The 18,566-nt window shown below is 44.9% G+C and carries 17 protein-coding genes and 5 tRNA genes; 8 read left to right on the top strand and 14 right to left on the bottom strand.

Annotated features, from left to right (window positions below; all coding sequences use genetic code 11):
- Positions 1–47: 47 nt before the first annotated feature.
- The 6 genes from ABWW58_RS02330 to ABWW58_RS02305 all read right to left on the bottom strand — a co-directional run bounded on the left by ABWW58_RS02330 (position 48) and on the right by ABWW58_RS02305 (position 1,286).
- Positions 48–137 (bottom strand) — tRNA-Ser (locus ABWW58_RS02330).
- An 8-nt stretch (positions 138–145) separates the two neighbouring features.
- Positions 146–222 (bottom strand) — tRNA-Ile (locus ABWW58_RS02325).
- A gap of 3 nt (positions 223–225) precedes the next feature.
- Positions 226–298 (bottom strand) — tRNA-His (locus ABWW58_RS02320).
- 27 nt (positions 299–325) lie between these two features.
- Positions 326–399: transfer RNA gene (locus ABWW58_RS02315), tRNA-Met, on the bottom strand.
- A 1-nt stretch (position 400) separates the two neighbouring features.
- Positions 401–475 (bottom strand) — tRNA-Asn (locus tag ABWW58_RS02310).
- A gap of 172 nt (positions 476–647) precedes the next feature.
- Positions 648–1,286, bottom strand: a complete 639-nt coding sequence (locus ABWW58_RS02305) for an NfeD family protein (protein WP_353867642.1) — start codon at positions 1,284–1,286, stop codon at positions 648–650.
- Positions 1,287–1,519: 233 nt separating this feature from the next.
- Here ABWW58_RS02305 and yqfZ point away from each other — a divergent pair, with 233 nt between their 5' ends.
- Positions 1,520–1,864 (top strand): protein YqfZ, encoded by a 345-nt coding sequence (yqfZ, locus tag ABWW58_RS02300; protein WP_353867641.1) that lies wholly within the window; start codon positions 1,520–1,522, stop codon positions 1,862–1,864.
- Between the two features lie 137 nt (positions 1,865–2,001).
- Positions 2,002–3,111, top strand: a complete 1,110-nt coding sequence (gene ispG / locus ABWW58_RS02295) for a flavodoxin-dependent (E)-4-hydroxy-3-methylbut-2-enyl-diphosphate synthase (protein WP_353867640.1) — start codon at positions 2,002–2,004, stop codon at positions 3,109–3,111.
- A 75-nt stretch (positions 3,112–3,186) separates the two neighbouring features.
- On the opposite strand, the gene ABWW58_RS02290 is transcribed toward ispG, so the two are convergent.
- From ABWW58_RS02290 to ABWW58_RS02275, 4 genes are all read right to left on the bottom strand, one after another.
- On the bottom strand, positions 3,187–4,704 hold the full coding sequence (locus tag ABWW58_RS02290; protein WP_353867639.1) for a glycosyltransferase family 2 protein: 1,518 nt from the start codon (positions 4,702–4,704) through the stop codon (positions 3,187–3,189).
- 673 nt (positions 4,705–5,377) lie between these two features.
- Positions 5,378–5,956 carry a nitroreductase family protein gene (locus ABWW58_RS02285; protein ID WP_353867638.1) on the bottom strand — a complete coding sequence of 193 codons (579 nt, stop codon included), beginning with the start codon at positions 5,954–5,956 and terminating at the stop codon, positions 5,378–5,380.
- A 128-nt stretch (positions 5,957–6,084) separates the two neighbouring features.
- Positions 6,085–6,447, bottom strand: coding sequence for a hypothetical protein (locus tag ABWW58_RS02280; protein WP_353867637.1), 363 nt, complete (start codon positions 6,445–6,447; stop codon positions 6,085–6,087).
- A gap of 85 nt (positions 6,448–6,532) precedes the next feature.
- Positions 6,533–7,522, bottom strand: coding sequence for an ATP-binding protein (locus tag ABWW58_RS02275; protein WP_353867636.1), 990 nt, complete (start codon positions 7,520–7,522; stop codon positions 6,533–6,535).
- Positions 7,523–7,819: 297 nt separating this feature from the next.
- On the opposite strand from ABWW58_RS02275, the gene ABWW58_RS02270 reads away from it, so the two are divergent.
- Positions 7,820–8,083, top strand: a complete 264-nt coding sequence (locus tag ABWW58_RS02270; protein WP_353867635.1) for a DUF2624 family protein — start codon at positions 7,820–7,822, stop codon at positions 8,081–8,083.
- 63 nt (positions 8,084–8,146) lie between these two features.
- Here the strand turns inward: ABWW58_RS02270 and ABWW58_RS02265 are convergent, their stop codons facing one another.
- Positions 8,147–9,040 carry a deoxyribonuclease IV gene (locus tag ABWW58_RS02265; RefSeq protein ID WP_353867634.1) on the bottom strand — a complete coding sequence of 298 codons (894 nt, stop codon included), beginning with the start codon at positions 9,038–9,040 and terminating at the stop codon, positions 8,147–8,149.
- Positions 9,041–9,193: 153 nt separating this feature from the next.
- On the opposite strand from ABWW58_RS02265, the gene vrrA reads away from it, so the two are divergent.
- Together vrrA and ABWW58_RS02255 are read left to right on the top strand one after the other, a co-directional pair.
- A complete protein-coding gene (gene vrrA, locus ABWW58_RS02260) occupies positions 9,194–9,808 on the top strand; it encodes a VrrA/YqfQ family protein (RefSeq protein ID WP_353867633.1) in 615 nt (204 codons plus the stop codon).
- A 91-nt stretch (positions 9,809–9,899) separates the two neighbouring features.
- Complete coding sequence (locus ABWW58_RS02255; RefSeq protein ID WP_353867632.1) at positions 9,900–10,862, top strand: 4-hydroxy-3-methylbut-2-enyl diphosphate reductase; 963 nt, start codon at positions 9,900–9,902, stop codon at positions 10,860–10,862.
- A 102-nt stretch (positions 10,863–10,964) separates the two neighbouring features.
- Here the strand turns inward: ABWW58_RS02255 and aroD are convergent, their stop codons facing one another.
- Positions 10,965–11,717, bottom strand: coding sequence for a type I 3-dehydroquinate dehydratase (aroD, locus tag ABWW58_RS02250; RefSeq protein ID WP_353867631.1), 753 nt, complete (start codon positions 11,715–11,717; stop codon positions 10,965–10,967).
- A 488-nt stretch (positions 11,718–12,205) separates the two neighbouring features.
- On the opposite strand from aroD, the gene tkt reads away from it, so the two are divergent.
- From tkt to aroB, 3 genes are read left to right on the top strand one after another with little or no spacing between them, the layout of a single operon-like run.
- Positions 12,206–14,224, top strand: a complete 2,019-nt coding sequence (gene tkt, locus ABWW58_RS02245; RefSeq protein ID WP_353867630.1) for a transketolase — start codon at positions 12,206–12,208, stop codon at positions 14,222–14,224.
- Positions 14,225–14,281: 57 nt separating this feature from the next.
- Positions 14,282–15,283, top strand: a complete 1,002-nt coding sequence (gene aroF, locus ABWW58_RS02240; RefSeq protein ID WP_353867629.1) for a 3-deoxy-7-phosphoheptulonate synthase — start codon at positions 14,282–14,284, stop codon at positions 15,281–15,283.
- An 8-nt stretch (positions 15,284–15,291) separates the two neighbouring features.
- Positions 15,292–16,368, top strand: a complete 1,077-nt coding sequence (gene aroB, locus ABWW58_RS02235; protein WP_353867856.1) for a 3-dehydroquinate synthase — start codon at positions 15,292–15,294, stop codon at positions 16,366–16,368.
- A 122-nt stretch (positions 16,369–16,490) separates the two neighbouring features.
- Here aroB and ABWW58_RS02230 read toward each other — a convergent pair whose 3' ends face one another.
- Together ABWW58_RS02230 and ABWW58_RS02225 are read right to left on the bottom strand one after the other, a co-directional pair.
- Positions 16,491–17,615: a Nif3-like dinuclear metal center hexameric protein gene (locus ABWW58_RS02230; protein ID WP_353867628.1), complete on the bottom strand. Its 1,125-nt coding sequence runs from the start codon at positions 17,613–17,615 to the stop codon at positions 16,491–16,493.
- A 26-nt stretch (positions 17,616–17,641) separates the two neighbouring features.
- A complete protein-coding gene (locus ABWW58_RS02225) occupies positions 17,642–18,349 on the bottom strand; it encodes a tRNA (adenine(22)-N(1))-methyltransferase (protein WP_353867627.1) in 708 nt (235 codons plus the stop codon).
- Between the last annotated feature and the right edge of the window lie 217 nt (positions 18,350–18,566).

Raw genomic sequence — 18,566 nt, 5'->3', positions numbered from 1 at the left:
AATGGCTACTTCCGGGTGTTTGCGTATGGGTATTGATTATGTATCAACGGAGGAAGAGGGATTCGAACCCCCGCGAGCCGTGAAGCCCCTGTCGGTTTTCAAGACCGATCCCTTCAGCCAAACTTGGGTATTCCTCCATGAAAAGTGGTGGACCCTGTAGGACTCGAACCTACAACCGGACGGTTATGAGCCGTCAGCTCTAACCAATTGAGCTAAGGGTCCACGGGCGGTTAATGGGGATCGAACCCACGCATGCCGGAACCACAATCCGGTGTGTTAACCACTTCACCATAACCGCCATGGTTAGTGAAATAAAACAAAAAAATAGCGGCGGGGGGGATCGAACCCTCGACCTCACGGGTATGAACCGTACGCTCTAGCCAGCTGAGCTACACCGCCATGGCTCCACAGGTAGGATTCGAACCTACGACCGATCGGTTAACAGCCGATTGCTCTACCACTGAGCTACTGTGGAACAAAATCAGAACATGAATTAATTTATCACAAGCACCAAGGCTTGTCAACAAAATCTTTTCAAACGTTATTGCCTGTCCTAAGGACAAGAAATAATATACCATATCTGGTTGGATATGACAATATCTTTTTTTCATAAATTCATTTTAAATTAATTACCGCCGCACATCCGCTTATTCGCCTGCATTCAATTGATCGATGAAGATCCGCGTACCGTCGACAGAGATCACCTTAACAGGTACATCCTTTTCCAGAAAAACGCCATCAGTAATTGCGCTATAGTTTTTCCCATCGATTTTCACTGTACCAATTGGATGGAACGGTGTCATCGTCTTTCCTTCCTTGCCAATCAGTTCGTGGTAATCACTGTTTATGGAATTATAGCCTTTGTCGCTGGAAAGCTTGTCATGCAGCATCAATTTATCCAGATAATCGCGTTGCGGCAGTATTTTTCGAAAGAAAAGCGAACCGCAGGACCCAATTACGAAGGCAATACCAACCAGCATGCCATAGAGCAGAGACGGCGTCGGCAGTGCGCAGCCAAGAATCATGAGAATAAAACCGAACACACCGATAATTCCGGTTGTGAACAATTTGCCGTCAATAATAATTAGCAGCAATCCGCCGACAAGCAGTAAGAAAATCCACGGTGACGCTTGATCCGTAAGGAAATGCAAGAAATAATAGATAAAAAGTCCGCTGCCTGTCAGAGCAAGTAATCCCTTCGCTTTGACAAGAAGCTCCGCGAACAAAAAGCAAGACGCGAGTAAAATAATGATAAATCCGCCTGCAGGATAAGAGAGCAATTCCATTTTGTTCCTCCTCTTTATATGAATCTTTTCTATCTCTACATTTAAAATATGATGATTATCCAGATACCTTTCTTCAATTATTAATTAAACCATACCTAACGGATCAGGGAAAGCTTCTCTTAAAAATCATTAACTTTTTCAGAAAAACAAGCATATTATTGGGTACACCGGCATATACATGATAATAGCGCCTTAACAGGCAAAAATTGCGTCTTGAACGGAGAAGCTGAGCGATGAAAAAACGATTCTTCACAATCCTTTTTATTGTGGCTTGCTGGACAAGCTATGTCGATCTGTCATCAGGATCACTTCCTGCAGGACAAGCAGCACAACCAGTGACACCAACAGTATCTGAAAAAGCCGCAGTCTCTTATCAACGAGTTACAGTAGCTCCGGGTGATACCCTGCTCTCAATTACCGAACGTATTAATGAGAAACAGCCATCAATCGAAAAGACACTAAAAGATTTTGCGATTCTGAATCCTTCGGTCAATCCAAATCATCTTCAAATCGGGAAAACGTACGCCTTCCCTCGCTATGACAAGTCGTCCGATTCATCAACAACCGGAACTCCTTAAGAACCATTGAATCTCTTGCGTCTGTCTTGCCTTTCATAGACGCATTAATTCAGGCAAGTGATTCGAATTCATGTTATACTGACCATATCTGAAAGATTCACAAATCATTCACTTATTTACGAAGGAGCGAATCGCTCGTGTCTGAAATTACACACCGCACGAAAACGAGAAAAGTCAAGGTTGGCAATCTAACCATTGGCGGATCCAATGAAGTCATTATACAGAGTATGACAACAACGAAAACGAGGGATGTCACAGCAACAGTCGCTCAAATTCATCGTCTTGAAGATGCCGGTTGTCAGATGGTACGCGTCGCATGCCCGACCATGGAGGACGCGCTTGCGATCCCGGAAATTAAGAAACAAATTCATATTCCACTCGTTGTGGACATTCATTTCAACTATAAGTTGGCATTGAAGGCGATTGAAGGCGGCGCCGATAAAATTAGAATTAATCCCGGCAACATTGGGAAACAAGAGAATGTCGAGGCAGTTGTGCGCGCTGCAAAAGAAAAGCATATACCAATCCGTATCGGTGTGAACGCTGGTTCGCTGGAAAAACATATTCTAGAGAAATACGGCTACCCTACGGCAGATGGAATGGTTGAGAGTGCGCTCCATCATATTAAAATTCTTGAAGATCTCGATTTTCACGACATTATCGTTTCTTTAAAAGCATCAAATATTAATCTAGCTGTCGAAGCCTATGAGAAGGCTTCGCGCACCTTTAATTATCCGCTCCATTTAGGGATTACCGAATCCGGAACGCTTTTCTCAGGAAGCATTAAAAGTGCCGCTGGGCTGGGGATTTTATTAAACAAAGGCATTGGCAATACCATTCGTATTTCACTATCCGCGGACCCTGTTGAAGAAATCAAGGTTTGCCGAGAATTGTTAAAAACCTTCGGATTGACCAACGCTGCCACTCTGATTTCCTGTCCGACTTGCGGACGAATCCAAATCGACCTAATCAAGATCGCCAATCAAGTGGAGCAATATATATCTAAAATTAACGCGCCGATTAAAGTTTCCGTTCTCGGATGCGCGGTTAATGGTCCGGGTGAAGCTCGAGAGGCCGATATCGGTATTGCCGGCGGTCGCGGTGAAGGACTCTTGTTCCGTCATGGCGAGGTGATCCGCAAGGTTCCTGAAGATCGCATGGTTGACGAATTAAAAATTGAAATTGACAAGTTGGCCGCGGATTACTTTGCGAAAAAGAAAGCGGAGCAGGAAGAAGTTAACATCTAATTCATTACACAATATGATTCAATTAAAAGAAGCTGCCGCACAGTCCGGAATCCCCGTCTGCGCGACAGCTTCTTTTTACGCTTTATATGGACCTCTAAGCTTCCAAAGCTGATTCAGCATCACAGCAAACTCAAAAATGGTGAGAATGGTCAGCAGCACGAACCCTTGCATCAGGTACGGATTAAGTGCTCGCTGAATTGGTGGGCTCGTCAGCATACTATAGTTCAATTTAACGTAGTACGCGGCGAACGCAATGAATAAAAGAAACAAGATAAAATACAGAAGAGCACGAGAACGCGTCTGGCCGGTTTCCGCGCGGTACTGGTTCTCCCAACCGTCTTGTTTGCTGATCCTGAACTTAGCTGCCCATACATTAATATGAATACTGATCGTTATCCACAGATAGATTTCCGGACTGATGAGTAGAGTAGCCAAAATAACATCCAGAAAGCGGCTATTCGGCGTTTTAAGAGTCAGCACCAAATTGAGCAGCGATGCGGCGATGATCGGCGTAATCCAGATCCAGTTCCAGTAAAATTGGTCTGTGAGTAATGACAAACCAACCAAGATCACAAACATCAGTCGAATGAGCAGATTTAAAAATAGTCCGGACTCCTGAATCCACAATCTTCTGGAGTATTTGGTTTTAAGACCATCCTGAAGCATATAATCCGTTGTACCGGATACCCATTTGTTCCGTTGGCTGGAATAGGTATGCAGCGTCTTCATACTGTCCACATAACACCGTGCGCTTTCACTGATTAAGCACACCCAGCCACACGCCCGCACATACTGAGTCAGCAATAAGTCTTCTGTATCCGACTTATCGTCATAGAGACCATTCAATTTATAGCGTTCGCGGACTTCTTTCGCAGCTTCCGGGCGAAAAATGCTGCATTGGCCGCCCGCGATTTCAGCAAAGTGGTTGCAGTATTTTTGTTTCATCGTCCATTGAGCGAACTCACGATTTTGTTGCGCGACCCACCATCGATTCAACGCATTGCCATATTTTCCTTTCCGAATTAGTCGTTCTCGATTTGGATCGTTTCTTAATGCTCGTCGTGCGCTTTCCGGCATCAAACACGTATAATTTGCAGAAACAGCCCCGATTTTATGATTATGACTGAGTTCTTTCCACAATGTTCGAATACATTCTTTATCAAGATAAACATCGGCGTCTACACCGACAAACGCCACAACGCTGTTTACATAAGCCTTCTGCTGATCCCCGATTTCTTTATGATCCGGGTCATTCGGGTTCCCCCAGAACAATTGATAAAGCTGATTTAGCGCACCTACCTTTCTCTGTCTATTATTAATCGTATGAAGAAGGAAAAGTGACAACTGATAGAACTCGTTACAAACAGCTATTGATTTTTCTGTATTATCGGTGCAATGATCGAGCGCAATATAGACATCAAGTTCCAACCCTTTAGGAAGTGACTGCTCGGACAAGCTCTTTAGAACATCTGCAATGGAGTCCTCCTCATTATGCGCGGGGATCATAACCACGATTCGTGAGGCGAAAAGTCCGGTCGAGAAAATACGATTGTTCACCGCGTCGTCATAGGTAATAACATGCGTAGTCGTCATATTTCAAATCCCTTCCATTTCACATGTACAAGCATTTGAATCATTACTATGACCAAACGAATGAATTTATGACGTATGACCCGGTAAAAATGTGTTATTGACTTAACGCGGCATAAGTATCAGAACGGAATTACACGAGAAACCGGGCAAAAAGCACGGTCCTTACTCCACAGGATGCGGTGACTTACTATAAATGCGGTTTTGAATCATCAACCTTGGCTTGAACAGACATTTCTAGTTCAAACTGGTAGGAAAGTATAAGAAAACATTTAAAGGAAACGAGTGTAAGCGCAGCCAAGTCTTCTAATGATCCTTAATTAAGTAACGAGTAAAATAAGCGGAGATTTTCCGGCTATTTGCATCATGGTGCTTGTTTTACAGGTAAATAAGGGTAATTTTTCCGCTTATGCACGGAAAAATCCTCTATTTTCACGTTTTTCGATGCGATAAGCGGAATTTCTCCGTCTATTTAAGCTATTTTTTCATTCATTTTCTAAATAAGCGGAATTTTTCCGTTTATTTCTTAGACTGGGCGGCTTACCTAATCGTCCATCCGAATTTTATGACCTTATCGTCGTACCGGCAAGGCAAAACGATAAACGTTCTTTTCTTGCAAAAAAAGACCGGAGAATATCCGGTCTTGAACTGATTCTTCATCTATTTTCCGCAATGATTAAGCGTCTACCCATTCGGTGACCTCGGCTACAGATTTGCGTTCAGGAACTTTCGGTGTGGTTCCTTCCGCTTGATAGCCAACATAAATGAAGCCTAGCACTCTGCCCTTATCACTAACGCCAAATTGTTTTTTTGCTTCTTCAGTATACGCGGCACCGCCCGTACGCCACATTGTGCCCAGCCCGAGTGCGTGAGCGGCAAGCATCAAGTTTTGAGTCGCGCAAGCGGTAGCTTCAATATCTTCAACTTCAATAGCGCGTGGATTGTCACTTGGTTCCATGGTCACAACAATGATGACTGGCGCGCGTTTGGCACTTGCCAGCCCTTTGTCATAAGCAGCATCAAGATTTTCTTGGCTCTCACCTTCAAGACCTTTCTGGTTGATCTTTCCGTATACTTCACCAAGCTTGTTCCGGCCTTCACCTGTTAGCACGATAAAATGCCATGGTTCCGTATTCATATGATTTGGCGCGCGTCTTGCCGCGTCTAAAATTTGTTCAATCAGTTCTTTAGAAGGTTTTTGATCCGATACTTTACGCACCGATCGCCTTGTTTTTATCGCTTCAATCGTATCCATAGCACTCATTCCTTTTTATAAAGTTCGAATAATCACACGTTAAGTGTAACATGCATCACATACATCATTCTACAAATATGCTTATGCAAATAAAAGAACCCTTATTTTCGTAAGGGTTCTTTTATTTGTTACCAAAATAGTGGTGAAAGCAACTGAATCAGCACGGCTAAACAGCCAATGCCGATCGCCCATCCCCCAAGAGTTCGCGCGCCTTCCCTGAGCGCAATATAGCCGATAATGATACCGGCAATGCCCAGGACAATCGGCAAAAAGAACAAAGCAATCACGGAGAAAACAAGCGCGAGCCAGCCAACACCTTTTCCGCCTTCAAGAACACGGCGATGATCAGAATAGTCATCGTCCGCTCGAGATCCTCCCGCTTCCGGATCATATTGATCGGCAGCTAATTCTCTCGCATACTCCTCATTATGATAGGCGCTCTGCTTATCGTACAATGAGTCTTCATTGTGAAAATGATCCTTATCAGCCACAATGACCCCTCGCTTTCATTTTAGGATCAGCTATAGTGTGACTCAGAATGATCATTTTCACAGATGTACATTATGGAAATAATGATTATGGCGATACAAACGGAAGAAAAAAGCTGACAGTCGTGCCCTTTCCATTAACACTGCTGATACAAAAAGTACCCTGATGGTCGGCAATAATTTTCTTGCACAAGGATAAGCCAATACCTGTTCCCTTTGCCTTTGTTGTAAATAAAGGTTTGCCCAAATTGTTCAGCACATCAGTTTCCATACCCGGTCCGTTGTCAATTAATGAAAAGCGATAGCCATTATCCTCAACACTGCCGCGAAACATGATCTTTTTTTCACCGGTATGCTCGTCAAAAGCCTCCAATGCATTACGCAGTAAGTTAATCATGACTTGCTTAATTTTATCAAGATCAATTTTGCATACGCTCTCAGAATAAGCGATATCATAATCAAGCCTAACCTTATTAACAACGCATTCCGCCGACAATAATGAAATAAGCGATTTGCATACCTCATCAGGATTCATACGTTGACACTTGCTTTTTCTTAACGACAATGTCAAGAAATTCTCTAAAATCGTATACATCCGATCAATTTCCGATAAGATTACCGGTTGGTATTTGTCATATTCTTTTGTATAGCCGCATAACTGAATAAATCCTTTAATGACAGTTAACGGATTTCGTAATTCATGGACGATTTCGCCCGCAAGATGAGTAAACATTTGGGTCCGGTATCCAACCAAAATAATTTTCCCATCCTTCGAAATGCCATTATATAAAGTGCCAAGATCTCGATCACTTAATTTATCACAAAGCAAGGCGGAGACGATATCATCACTTTTCATGATCGCGTCCAAATAATCTTTCGCCTCACATGCGATATAGTCTGGAAAAAAATGAAGAAAATACGGCCCATATCGTTCTACTAATGCTTGTCCCTTTTTATTGCACTCTAAAATATAGCCGTCAGAATTTATGCAAAAACGTATTTCCACAGATAATTGTTCTTCAAATTGATCTTTTTCTGAAACAGAAAGAAAGGACTCTCGGTAAATAATGATGATCACTCCTCTGTATTAGTAACAACCCTCACCATTCCCCAAAAAATAAAACATACCTATCTGTGCCGATTTCCCATTTTATTTGCGCAGAAGCTTTAGGTACTTTATTCTCTTTTTATGTCGCTCTTATTTTCCTTAATTATACTTTAATCATCGACCCTATGGCACTTTTTAATGGCAATTATTGTTAGACAAGTTCCGACATTTTTCAGAAAAATCAACTTTTCAAAAGATGACATCATTTTATTTGCGCAGTCATAGTCTATTCAATGAATGCATTCTAAATGGATTGGGGTGACGCTTTTGAATCCAATTATTGAGCAGCTAGTGATTCAGAAAATGAATCAAATAACACCTGCAGAGCTCTATCAATATGCGCGACAATACTCTATTCCGGTTACAAAACAACAAGCAGAAAATGTTGCTATACGCGTGCAGAACAAAAATATAAACGTGTTTCAGCCTGCGGGACAAAAGCAGCTTCGACTCATTCTTGATGAGGAAATTGGCCCTGAACTTGCTGAAAGCTTGCAAAAACAGTTTGAGCAACTAGCCAAGGGATTTTGAGTAAAATGAAAACCGGAGTCCTGTATAGGAACTCCGGTTTTCATCACTCCAAAGATCTTAGCCTTATCCGGCTTCAATATCTTGAATCAGCTTTTCATTATATTTTTGCTCTTTAAACATGTCGATTTCGTACTTATACGGCGGCCTCTTACTTTTCTTGTCCGCACCGACATATGGTGTTTCCAAAATTTTCGGAAGAGCTTCAAGCTGCGGATGATGCACAATATAATTTAACGCGTTGAAACCGATTGTACCAAGCCCGATATTCTCATGGCGGTCTTTGCGCGCGCCTTGCGCATTTTTACTGTCATTCACATGAACCACTTTAATACGTTCGACACCGACAATATGATCAAATTCATTAAGCACGCCATCAAAGTCTTCGGCCACCGAATAACCTGCATCATTTGTATGGCACGTATCGAAGCAGATCGACAGTTTTTCATTCAAATTCACACCATAGATGATTCGCGCGAGGTGCTCAAATTGAAAGCCGCATTCACTGCCTTTTCCGGCCATCGTCTCAAGCGCAATCTGAACCTTATCCCTTTCTTCAAGCACCTCATTCAGTCCTTCAATAATTTTGTTTATACCTGCGTCAACACCAGCGCCTACATGTGCGCCCGGATGAAGAACGATTTGTTTTGCGCCAATGGCTTCCGCTCGGTCAATTTCTTTACGAAGGAATGAGACACCTAATGCAAAAGTCTCTGGTTTTACCGTATTGGCTATATTAATAATATATGGAGCATGAACGACTATTTCCTCAACACCGTTCTCCTCCATATGTTTATGGCCGGCCTCAATATTTAACTTTTCAATCGGTTTTCTAACAGTATTTTGCGGCGCACCTGTATAAATCATCATTACATTTTCTCCGAATGACACTGCCTCTTCACTGGCGCCAAGAAGCATCTTGGTACCGGACATATGGACATGAGACCCGATTCTAAGCATGGACAACCCCTCCTCTACCCTTGCTATTTTACCATAGACACCGTGCAAGCGCCTTATCAGTGATTGTCACGAATTAGGCACGATAGCATACACTGACTATCAGCAAGTACCCCGTATCCCTTTAGAATATCCTTAAGAAAGGAATGATGAAACATGCCACCGTTTGAGCATGGGCCAGAGCAGCCATTTTTCCGGAATCCGCCTCAGTCCCATACGCCGCCCATGACTCCAACACGCGGCTTTCCGCCCATTTTTCCTGAAAGGGCTCCTCAAGTTCCTCCAATTTCCGACCCACAGGCTCAATCAAGAGGCGGAATTGGCGGACTTATTTCATCATTTCTTTCACCTGGTTCGACTGGCGCAGCAGGAAACTTGGACTTTGTAGGAATGATTATGAATGCGCAGAAAGCGATTCAAGCGGCTCAATCCGTGCTTCCTATGATTCAACAGTTTGGGCCATTGGTTAAGAACGCTCCGGCCATTCTCGGTGCATTGAAAGGACTTCAGGGCAATTCATCAACAGAGAAAAACGAACAAACCGAACCTGATGAAAAAGGTGATATACCAACGAAAACCGAGGAAAAAGATGATCTGCCGAAGAAAACCGAGAAAAAAAAAGCTGAGTCAGTCAAAGATACCAACCATTCAGCTACAGCTTCAAAAACAGTGAAAGGCACCACAAAACAGCACAAAGCACATGTCGCCGCATCGCTGATGAATAGCGAGGATTTGCCGACACATCCCTCCGTTCCACGAATGTATATCTAGTGACTGCTGATTCATTGTGTTCCCTCTCTGCCTCATTTATAATGATTGATGGAACTAATTTATGCAGGAACTGCAGAACGGGGAGATTTACATGAACGTAATTAAAGTCTCACCGCGAGGCTATTGCTACGGTGTTGTCGACGCACTGGTCATCGCCAGACAAGCAGCCATGAATCCGGACCTGCCAAGGCCGATTTATATATTAGGAATGATCGTCCATAATCTTCATGTCACAGAGGCTTTGAAAGATGACGGTATCATTACGCTTGATGTTCGCGGAAAAAAAAGAATTGACCTTCTTGATGACATTGATCAAGGAACGGTTATCTTTACTGCACATGGTGTCTCGCCTGAAGTGCGGCGTATCGCCAAAGAAAAAGGGTTGACTGCGATCGACGCGACTTGTCCCGATGTTACAAAAACCCACAATCTGATTCAGGAAAAGAAAAAGGAAGGCTATCACGTCATTTATATTGGCAAGAAAGGGCATCCGGAACCAGAAGGCGCGATCGGTGTTGCTCCTGAAATTGTCCATCTTGTCGAGACCATCGCGGATGTTGATCAGCTCCAATTGGAAACGGACAAGATTCTAATTACCAATCAAACGACCATGAGCCAGTGGGACGTCATGGATATTATGAATTATATTAAATCCAAATATCCGCAAGCGGAGAATTTCAATGAGATTTGCCGAGCGACTCAGACACGTCAAGAAGCAGTTGCCTCTCAAGCCAAGGATGCCGATTTACTTATCGTTGTCGGCGATCCGCGCAGCAATAATTCAAACCGGCTCGCACAGGTATCCAAGGAGATCGCGCATACACGCTCTTATCGTATCGCAGATCTCTCGGAGCTTAAGCTTGAGTGGCTCGACGGTGTGCAGAAGGTGGCCGTGACAGCAGGCGCCTCGACACCCACACAGCTCACCAAGGAAGTCATCTTATTTCTCGATCAATATGATCCGCAAAATCCCGAAACTTGGTCAACAGACAGTCAAGCGGCGAAGAACAAAAACATCCTGCCAAAAGTGAAAGTAAAAATGAGGAAAAGTTAAGTAAACGTATCTGCTTTTTTTGCAATCCATGCGCTCATACGGATCTCCCTTTTCATAGAGGGCAGGCCATATGAGCGTATTGATTTGCGCATGTCCACTCATTTAATTTGCAGACAATTCATTCAGTACCTGTTTCAAAAATTTCAATTCAATCTGACCGGGAGCAGAGGCTTGATCTACACTGCCGAAGGTAACCGCCGATCCTGTAATTGCACCGCTGATTCTTGACAATTTGCCTAAAGTCCCCATGGACATCGTGACAATTGGCACCGTCATTGTTTCACTCGCTTTTAAGGTTGCATTCATTAAAATCAGCACATCCGCCGGTGAGCAGGGCATTACCGCAATTTTTGCGATATCCGCGTGTTCGGCCTCCATCTTTTTCAAGGTCGAAATGATCACAGATTCGGACGGGGTACATGAAAAATGGTGCGCGCTGAAGACGACCTTACTTCCCATTTCGTGTAACCGTTTTACCAAACGCATTCGGGTCTTAGCCGGACGAGACAGTTCCAAATCGAATGCGTCTGCAAGTTTCTGCTTCGCCAATGTAGCGTACAGTTGGAAATAGTCCTCTTCTCCGATAGATTGTTTTCCTCCTTCATCTACGCTTCTAAATGTGGCGAGCAGAGGAATTTGACCCAACACGGTATGAAGCTGATCTGCAGTAGCCAAAATAGTGGTCAAAGAACTGTTTTTCATATAATCAATACGCCACTCAATAAAATCAACCGGACCTTTAAGAATCTCTTCAGCCGAGTTCACTGCTTCTTCAGGCGTACCGGCAGTGATCGGAACACAGATTTTCTGCCGACCGGACCCGATCATTAAATTTCTTAATAAGACAGCACTCATCGTTTTCCTTCTTTTCTGTTTTTTATCGAGAGCGTAGCACGCAATCTGAACTCTGTCAATTCACGGAAGCGATTGACATCGAATGACAATTGTCTTTTTTCAAATTTATCTTGACATTCATCATACAAATTGTTATTGTATTTCACACCAACTGGTTTAGGAGTTTTTAAAATGATGATAAAACAAAAAAGTTGTTTCCAAAACAATCGATATTATTACTTTGGCTGGTTTAGTTAGTGTTTGTATCTCGCGAGTCACGCAGATGCAAACACATTCCGTTTGCATCCGTGCTGGCCAAAGTTGTTTTTCATGCATTTTAAACAACAAGCCGCATTGATGTTGTCCGATCCAAGGTCAATAAACTGTGCGGCTTTTCCCTATTTCCGGCGAATGATCCGGAAGAGAGTCCCGCGGTTTAATGATAGCCGCGGGACTTTTTTCAGTTCATAAGGTTATTAAAAAGAGAAACAGGAAGGAGTGAAGGAAGTATGAAAATCGATTCCATCGATCAATTATGTGTCAATGCCGTGCGCATGCTGAGCTGTGAATGTATCGAGCTGGCGGGTTCGGGACACCCGGGGCTTGCGCTCGGGGCTGCCCCGATGGCTTATGTTTTGTGGCGCAATCATCTGTGCCATAATCCGGAGGATCCAAAATGGTTTAACCGCGACCGATTTGTTCTGTCGGCAGGTCACGGATCAGCCATGTTTTATAGTCTGCTTCACTTGTCAGGATTCAATTTGACGATCAATGATTTAAAACACTTTCGCCAGTTGAACAGCAAAACCCCGGGACATCCCGAATACGGAACGACGTGCGGTGTAGACGCGACAACCGGGCCGCTTGGACAGGGATTGGGAATGGCCGTCGGTATGGCTATGGAGGAAGCTCACCTTTCTTCTATGTATCACACTGACCAAGCGGAAATGATTAACCATCGCACGTTCGTATTGTGCGGCGACGGCGATCTAATGGAAGGCGTGTCTCATGAAGCAGCCAGCCTGGCCGGGCACCTGAAGCTTGGCAAATTGACCGTCCTGTACGATTCAAATGAGATCTCACTCGATGGTGCAACAGGGCGTTCTTATTCTGATAATGTCCGTGGACGCTTCGAAAGCTATGGTTGGCACTATGAATGCGTAGAAGACGGTAATGATTTAAACGAAATTGATGCGGCGATTTGCAGGGCAAAAGAGCAGAACTCATGTCCGACCTTGATTGAAGTTCGTACCGTGATCGGGTTCGGCGCACCTGGTCAAGGAACAAACAGTGTTCACGGTACACCGCTTGGTGATTCCGGAATTGCAAATCTGCGCACCAGACTCAATTGGCATTTTCCTGAATTCACGATTCCCAAAGAAGTCTATCAACGTTTTGCGGACTGCGTGGCGAAGCGCGGCAAGCAGGCTGAAGCTGAATGGATCCGCCGTATGAATCAATGGTCAATCGATTTTCCTAAACAAGCGAAGCAATTAAAACAATCACTCAGCAACAAGCCGTCAAGCGCATGGAAGGAATTTCTTCCGCAATACGCCGTTGGGACAGAGGCGTCCGGCCGTGAAATCAGTCACCACATGATCCAAATTTTAGCAAAAAAAATCCCTTACCTATGGGGCGGCTCAGCAGATTTAGCCAGTTCGAATAAAACGGATATTGAAAACAGCGATTTATTCAGTGCAGCAAATCGTGACGGCAGAAACATCGCTTTCGGTGTTCGTGAATTCGCTGAAGGGACTATATTAAACGGTATGATGCTTCACGGAGGCAGTAGGGTATTCGGAGGAACATTTCTTGTTTTTTCTGATTACATGCGAAGCGCAATCCGTCTATCTGCTATGCAAAAGCTTCCAGTCATCTATATCTTCACGCACGACTCAATTGCCGTTGGCGAAGACGGACCGACTCACGAGCCGGTCGAACACCTGATGAGTTTGCGGACGATGCCTGGAATTTCACTCATTCGCCCGGCAGACGCGAACGAGACAGTTGCAGCTTGGGAAGCGGCTATAGATACATTAGATCGGCCCACCATCCTAGCACTCTCTCGACAGCAACTGCCGGTTTTGCGACACTCGGCGGAACGCGCGCGTGAAGGGGTTCGACGCGGTGGATATGTTCTTTCACCGCAAACAGGTGCCAGTCCCGAAGCGATATTCATCGCGACCGGCTCGGAAGTCCGACTTGCTGTTGCTGCTCAGCAGATTTTGAGACAGACCGGACATGACGTTTCCGTGGTCTCCTTGCCTTGCTTCGATCGTTTCGAACACCAAAGCGATGCCTATCGTGAATCGGTGCTCCCATCCTGTGTCCGACGCCGACTGTCAATTGAAATGGGAGCAACACTCGGTTGGGAACGCTATGTAGGAACGGAGGGCATCCGGATTGGCATGGACACATTCGGATCCAGCGGGCCAGCAACCGAACTCCTGCAAGCTTACGGATTCACCGAAAATCATATTGTCGACCAGTATTTGCAACTCATTGATTCTGTATCACCATCCGTCTGAACAGGAACAATTAATGACGAAGATACCCAAAAACCATTTTAAAGTGAGGTAAATTATATGATTATCACATTTAAACAATCAGTCACACCGGAAATGCAAAAGGCGTTTCAATCAAAATTCAGGGAAATGCATAAGCAGGTAGTTATGTCCGGTTTGCGAATGGCGGTTGTCGGCCTTGATCACTGCCAGCTTTCAGATCAAGAATCCGAGGTCATTGAGCAAATCGTTTCGGAAACGCCGTCTTATGTTCAAGCAAGCCGCAGTTTTCATCCGGATAACAGCACTGTTCAGCTGCCTCACTCAAAAATCAGTGCCGACACCTTTACAATCATGGCCGGTCCATGTTCCGTTGAATCTGAGGATCATATTCGGCATATGGCTGAAATTGCCCGCCTTGGCGGTGCATCCGTTCTGCGCGGCGGCGCATTTAAGCCACGGACTTCACCCTACACCTTCCAAGGCCTGGGTGAAAAAGGACTGCGCTACCTGCGCAAAGCTGCGGATGAAAATGGAATGGATGTCATTACCGAGGTAATGGATGAGACCCATGTGGCACTGGTTGCGGAATACACAGATGTGATACAAATCGGCGCACGAAATATGCAAAACTTTTCTTTATTAAAAGCTGTAGGAAAGACCTCTGTTCCGGTTGCGTTGAAGCGCGGTATGGCTGCTTCCATCGATGACCTTCTGAATGCGTCCGAGTATATCGCCAGTGGCGGTAATACCGATATTATTTTAATTGAACGCGGAATCCGGACATTCGATCACAAATACACCAGAAATACGTTTGATGTGGCAGCGGTTCCGGTCCTGCAGAAACTGACGCACTATCCAGTTATCGTTGACCCAAGTCATGCGGTCGGCTTTAGAGATTTGGTTGCTCCCGCCGCATATGCTGGTACTGCCGCTGGTGCCAGTGGTATGATCGTTGAAATTCATGATCATCCGGAAAAAGCAGTGTCCGATGGTCCGCAAGCGCTCAAACCTAATGATTACCTGACCATGACAAAGCGCGCTGCCGCCCTTCGGAAATGCATGGAATCATGGGAGAACTGACTGTGAAAATGTCTGTAGCGTTACCGCATAAAAAGTACCCACTATTTATTGAACGCGGGATTCTCGAACAGCTGGGTTCGCTGCTTACTGGGATCTGGTCGCCACGGAAAATAGCCATTATCAGCGACAGCCATGTCGCGCCGCTGTATCAAGAGCGCATCATCCGGCAATTGCAAACAGCGGGATTCCACGCCGTCGCTTTTCAAGTACCCGCCGGTGAGTCGGCCAAAAGCTGGGAAAACGCGATCCGGCTATACCGATTGCTGACAAAAAACCAGTTCACGCGATCAGACGGTGTACTTGCGCTCGGAGGGGGTGTTGTCGGCGATCTCGCCGGTTTCGTTGCCTCAACCTATATGCGCGGTATTGCTTACATTCAAATACCCACTTCGCTTTTGGCACAGGTTGACAGCAGCGTCGGCGGAAAAACGGCAATTAACTTAGACACAGCTAAGAACATTATTGGCACCTTTCACCAACCCGATGCGGTTTTTATTGATCCTGATACGCTGAAAACCCTGCCTCAGCGTTTTATTTGCGAAGGCTATGCCGAGATTGTCAAAATGTCTGCATTAGAAGGCGGAGAATTCTGGCAGATGACCGGTGACGTGCACCATCCGGATGAAATTGTCACTCAGGTGGAGCCGCTTATTCGTCAAAGTATCACCTATAAATCAAGGATTGTCTGTCGGGACGAAAAAGAAACAGGTCTGAGACAGATTCTGAACTTCGGACACACAATCGGCCACGCGATTGAACTTCTTTCCGATGGCGCACTCGCTCACGGTGAAGCGATCAGCATTGGGATGGCTCAAATAGCACAGTTATTCGAAGATTACGGTCTGACGAAAAACGGTACTTCGGATGGCCTGATTCAGCGTCTTCAGCAAGCGGAGCTCCCGTTGAATTCTTCGTTGATTGGAAGCGCAGAATTTTACCGGAAAATCATTAATGACAAAAAAAATCATGGCGGCAAACTGACACTTGTCTATCTGAAAGCACCGGGTCAACCCGCCATGCGCTCGATCCCGATCAGCAAAGCTGAATTGTTTTTCACAGGAAAAAATTCACTTGAAAACGAATAAACAGAATCGGCTCAATACAGCTGCTCATTGTCGGCGCAGTCTTCAATCCGGCACCATCATGCAACAAGCCCTCTCATTTATATTGAGAGGGCTTGTTGCTGTGGCTTCCGTCCATTTTCTAATTAAACGATAAACCGAAACGGATTAGTTACCGACTCTGAAATCAGCACTTCTGTATCAGAATGTTCTTCTTTAATAACCCGGGTTAAATACTGCTTCACGCCTTCTTTCATCACGCGCTCAATATAATGGCCCGCGTCAATAACATTAAGTCCGCAAAGCAACGCATCATGAGCCGTATGATAGTAAATGTCGCCACTGATTAACACATCTGCCCCTCTGTATTTTGCAAAGGGAATCAAACTGTTTCCATCGCCGCCTGAGACCGCCACAGTGCGAATGCGTGCATCTGTCGGCCCAACAGCGCGAAGACCGTCTATACCTAGTTTTTCTTTTACAAGGCGGCAATAACGTTCAAAAGGCATGGCCTCCGGAAGCTTTCCCATTCTGCCAAGTCCGTACGCTTTTCCCTTATTTTGAATGGGGATTGCCTGATAAACGGGTTCCTCATATGGGTGTGCATGAATCATTTTTGCCACCACCGTGCGAAGCAAGTGCTCTGGAACCGTCGCTTCAATCCGCTGTTCATCTGTCTTTTCCATCTTTCCCACTGAGCCAAGATACGGATTGGCACCTGATTGTGGAAGAAAGCGGCCCGATCCTGGAACAGAAAAACTGCAATGGCTGTAATTGCCGGTGGAACCTGCCCCTGCATCTCCGATCACCTGACGAAGAGTTTCCGCGTGGCTTTGAGGTACATAAACAACAAGTTGATACAGCGGTTCATGATAGGTCGGCTGTAAAATTTGTGTATGCTTCAACCCGAGCTGTGCTGCAAGCATGTCATTGACCCCGCCTTCAGCAATATCAAGATTTGTATGGGCTGCATAGACGGCAATGTCATTTTTTACGCATGTTGTAACAATTTTCCCCTGCCCTTCATCAGAGCGGACATTTTTAAGCGGGTGGAAGATGAGCGGGTGGTGGGCAATGATTAAATCAGCCTGCTTATCAGCCGCTTCTTCGGCAACATTTTCGAGTACATCCAAAGTCACCATCACGCGTTTCACTTTTTTATGCAGAGTCCCCACTAGAAGACCGATCTTGTCCTTCTCATAGGCTAACTTTTTCGGCGCCCATTCTTCAAATCGTTGAATTAATCGTTCGCCGGAAATCCAGTTTTCCAATGTATTCGCTTCCCTTCTTGACGCACTCAGTGGTTAGTGAAACATGAACGAATCAAATGCAATTCTTTCTGACTCTCTTTTATTTTTGCCAGCACCTCATCCGAATGCTCTGTATTCTGAAGTGCGTGCAGAATACCGATGAGTCTGCGTTCTCTGCTTTGCCATTTTTTGATAAATATCGGATTTCTCTCGGATGAGAGCATCGGCCCCATCAATAGTTCCTGCTCGGATAACGGTTGTGTTCTGCTGCCTTGACGCGCGTGAATGACTTCATAGACATGATGGCCTTCATTGACAATGGCTTCATCAGAAATAATCCAGCCGTTTTGATCAAGCCATCGCCGGACACGCGCTTCTCGAATATTCGGCTGTAAAATCAATACCGTATCAGGTCCAATTTTTTCTTTTCCACGTTCCAAAATATCCGCAATCAACTCACCGCCCATTCCTGCAATCGCAATAGCGTTCACTTCGTGGGGTTCACGGATAACGTCAAGTCCGTCACCCATCCGGACATCAATCTTGTCCTGCAGTCCAAGCGACGCGACAGTGACCACAGACTGATGATAGGGACCCCGTCTGACTTCACCCGCGATCGCAAAGTCTATGCGGCCTTCTTGGATCGCTCGGCTAGGCAGATGCGCGTGATCCGATCCGATGTCGGCCAAATATGCCGATTTTGGAATAAATTGAAGAACAGCATTCAATCTTGGAGATAAATGTATCGTTTCCATAGTCACAATCCTTATCATTCGTATCAACTGCTATCGTAACACAAACACTGCAAAACCCCAATTTAAGAAAAATGTTATGGGTGTAATTTGATAACGTTTTCAAAATATATTAAAATAGAGGAAGAGTTGCAGAAACAAAATCTGTTTTGACTGTTTTCACTTCCGGGCGAGTTGCATCTGGTCATCAAACTCTTTAAAATGAAAGTCAAAGGTAATC

Source organism: Sporolactobacillus caesalpiniae (assembly GCF_040513385.1).
GTDB lineage: Bacteria > Bacillota > Bacilli > Bacillales > Sporolactobacillaceae > Sporolactobacillus.
The sequence above is the reverse complement of the archived record's forward strand: the minus strand, read 5'-3'. Positions and strand labels throughout refer to the sequence as shown.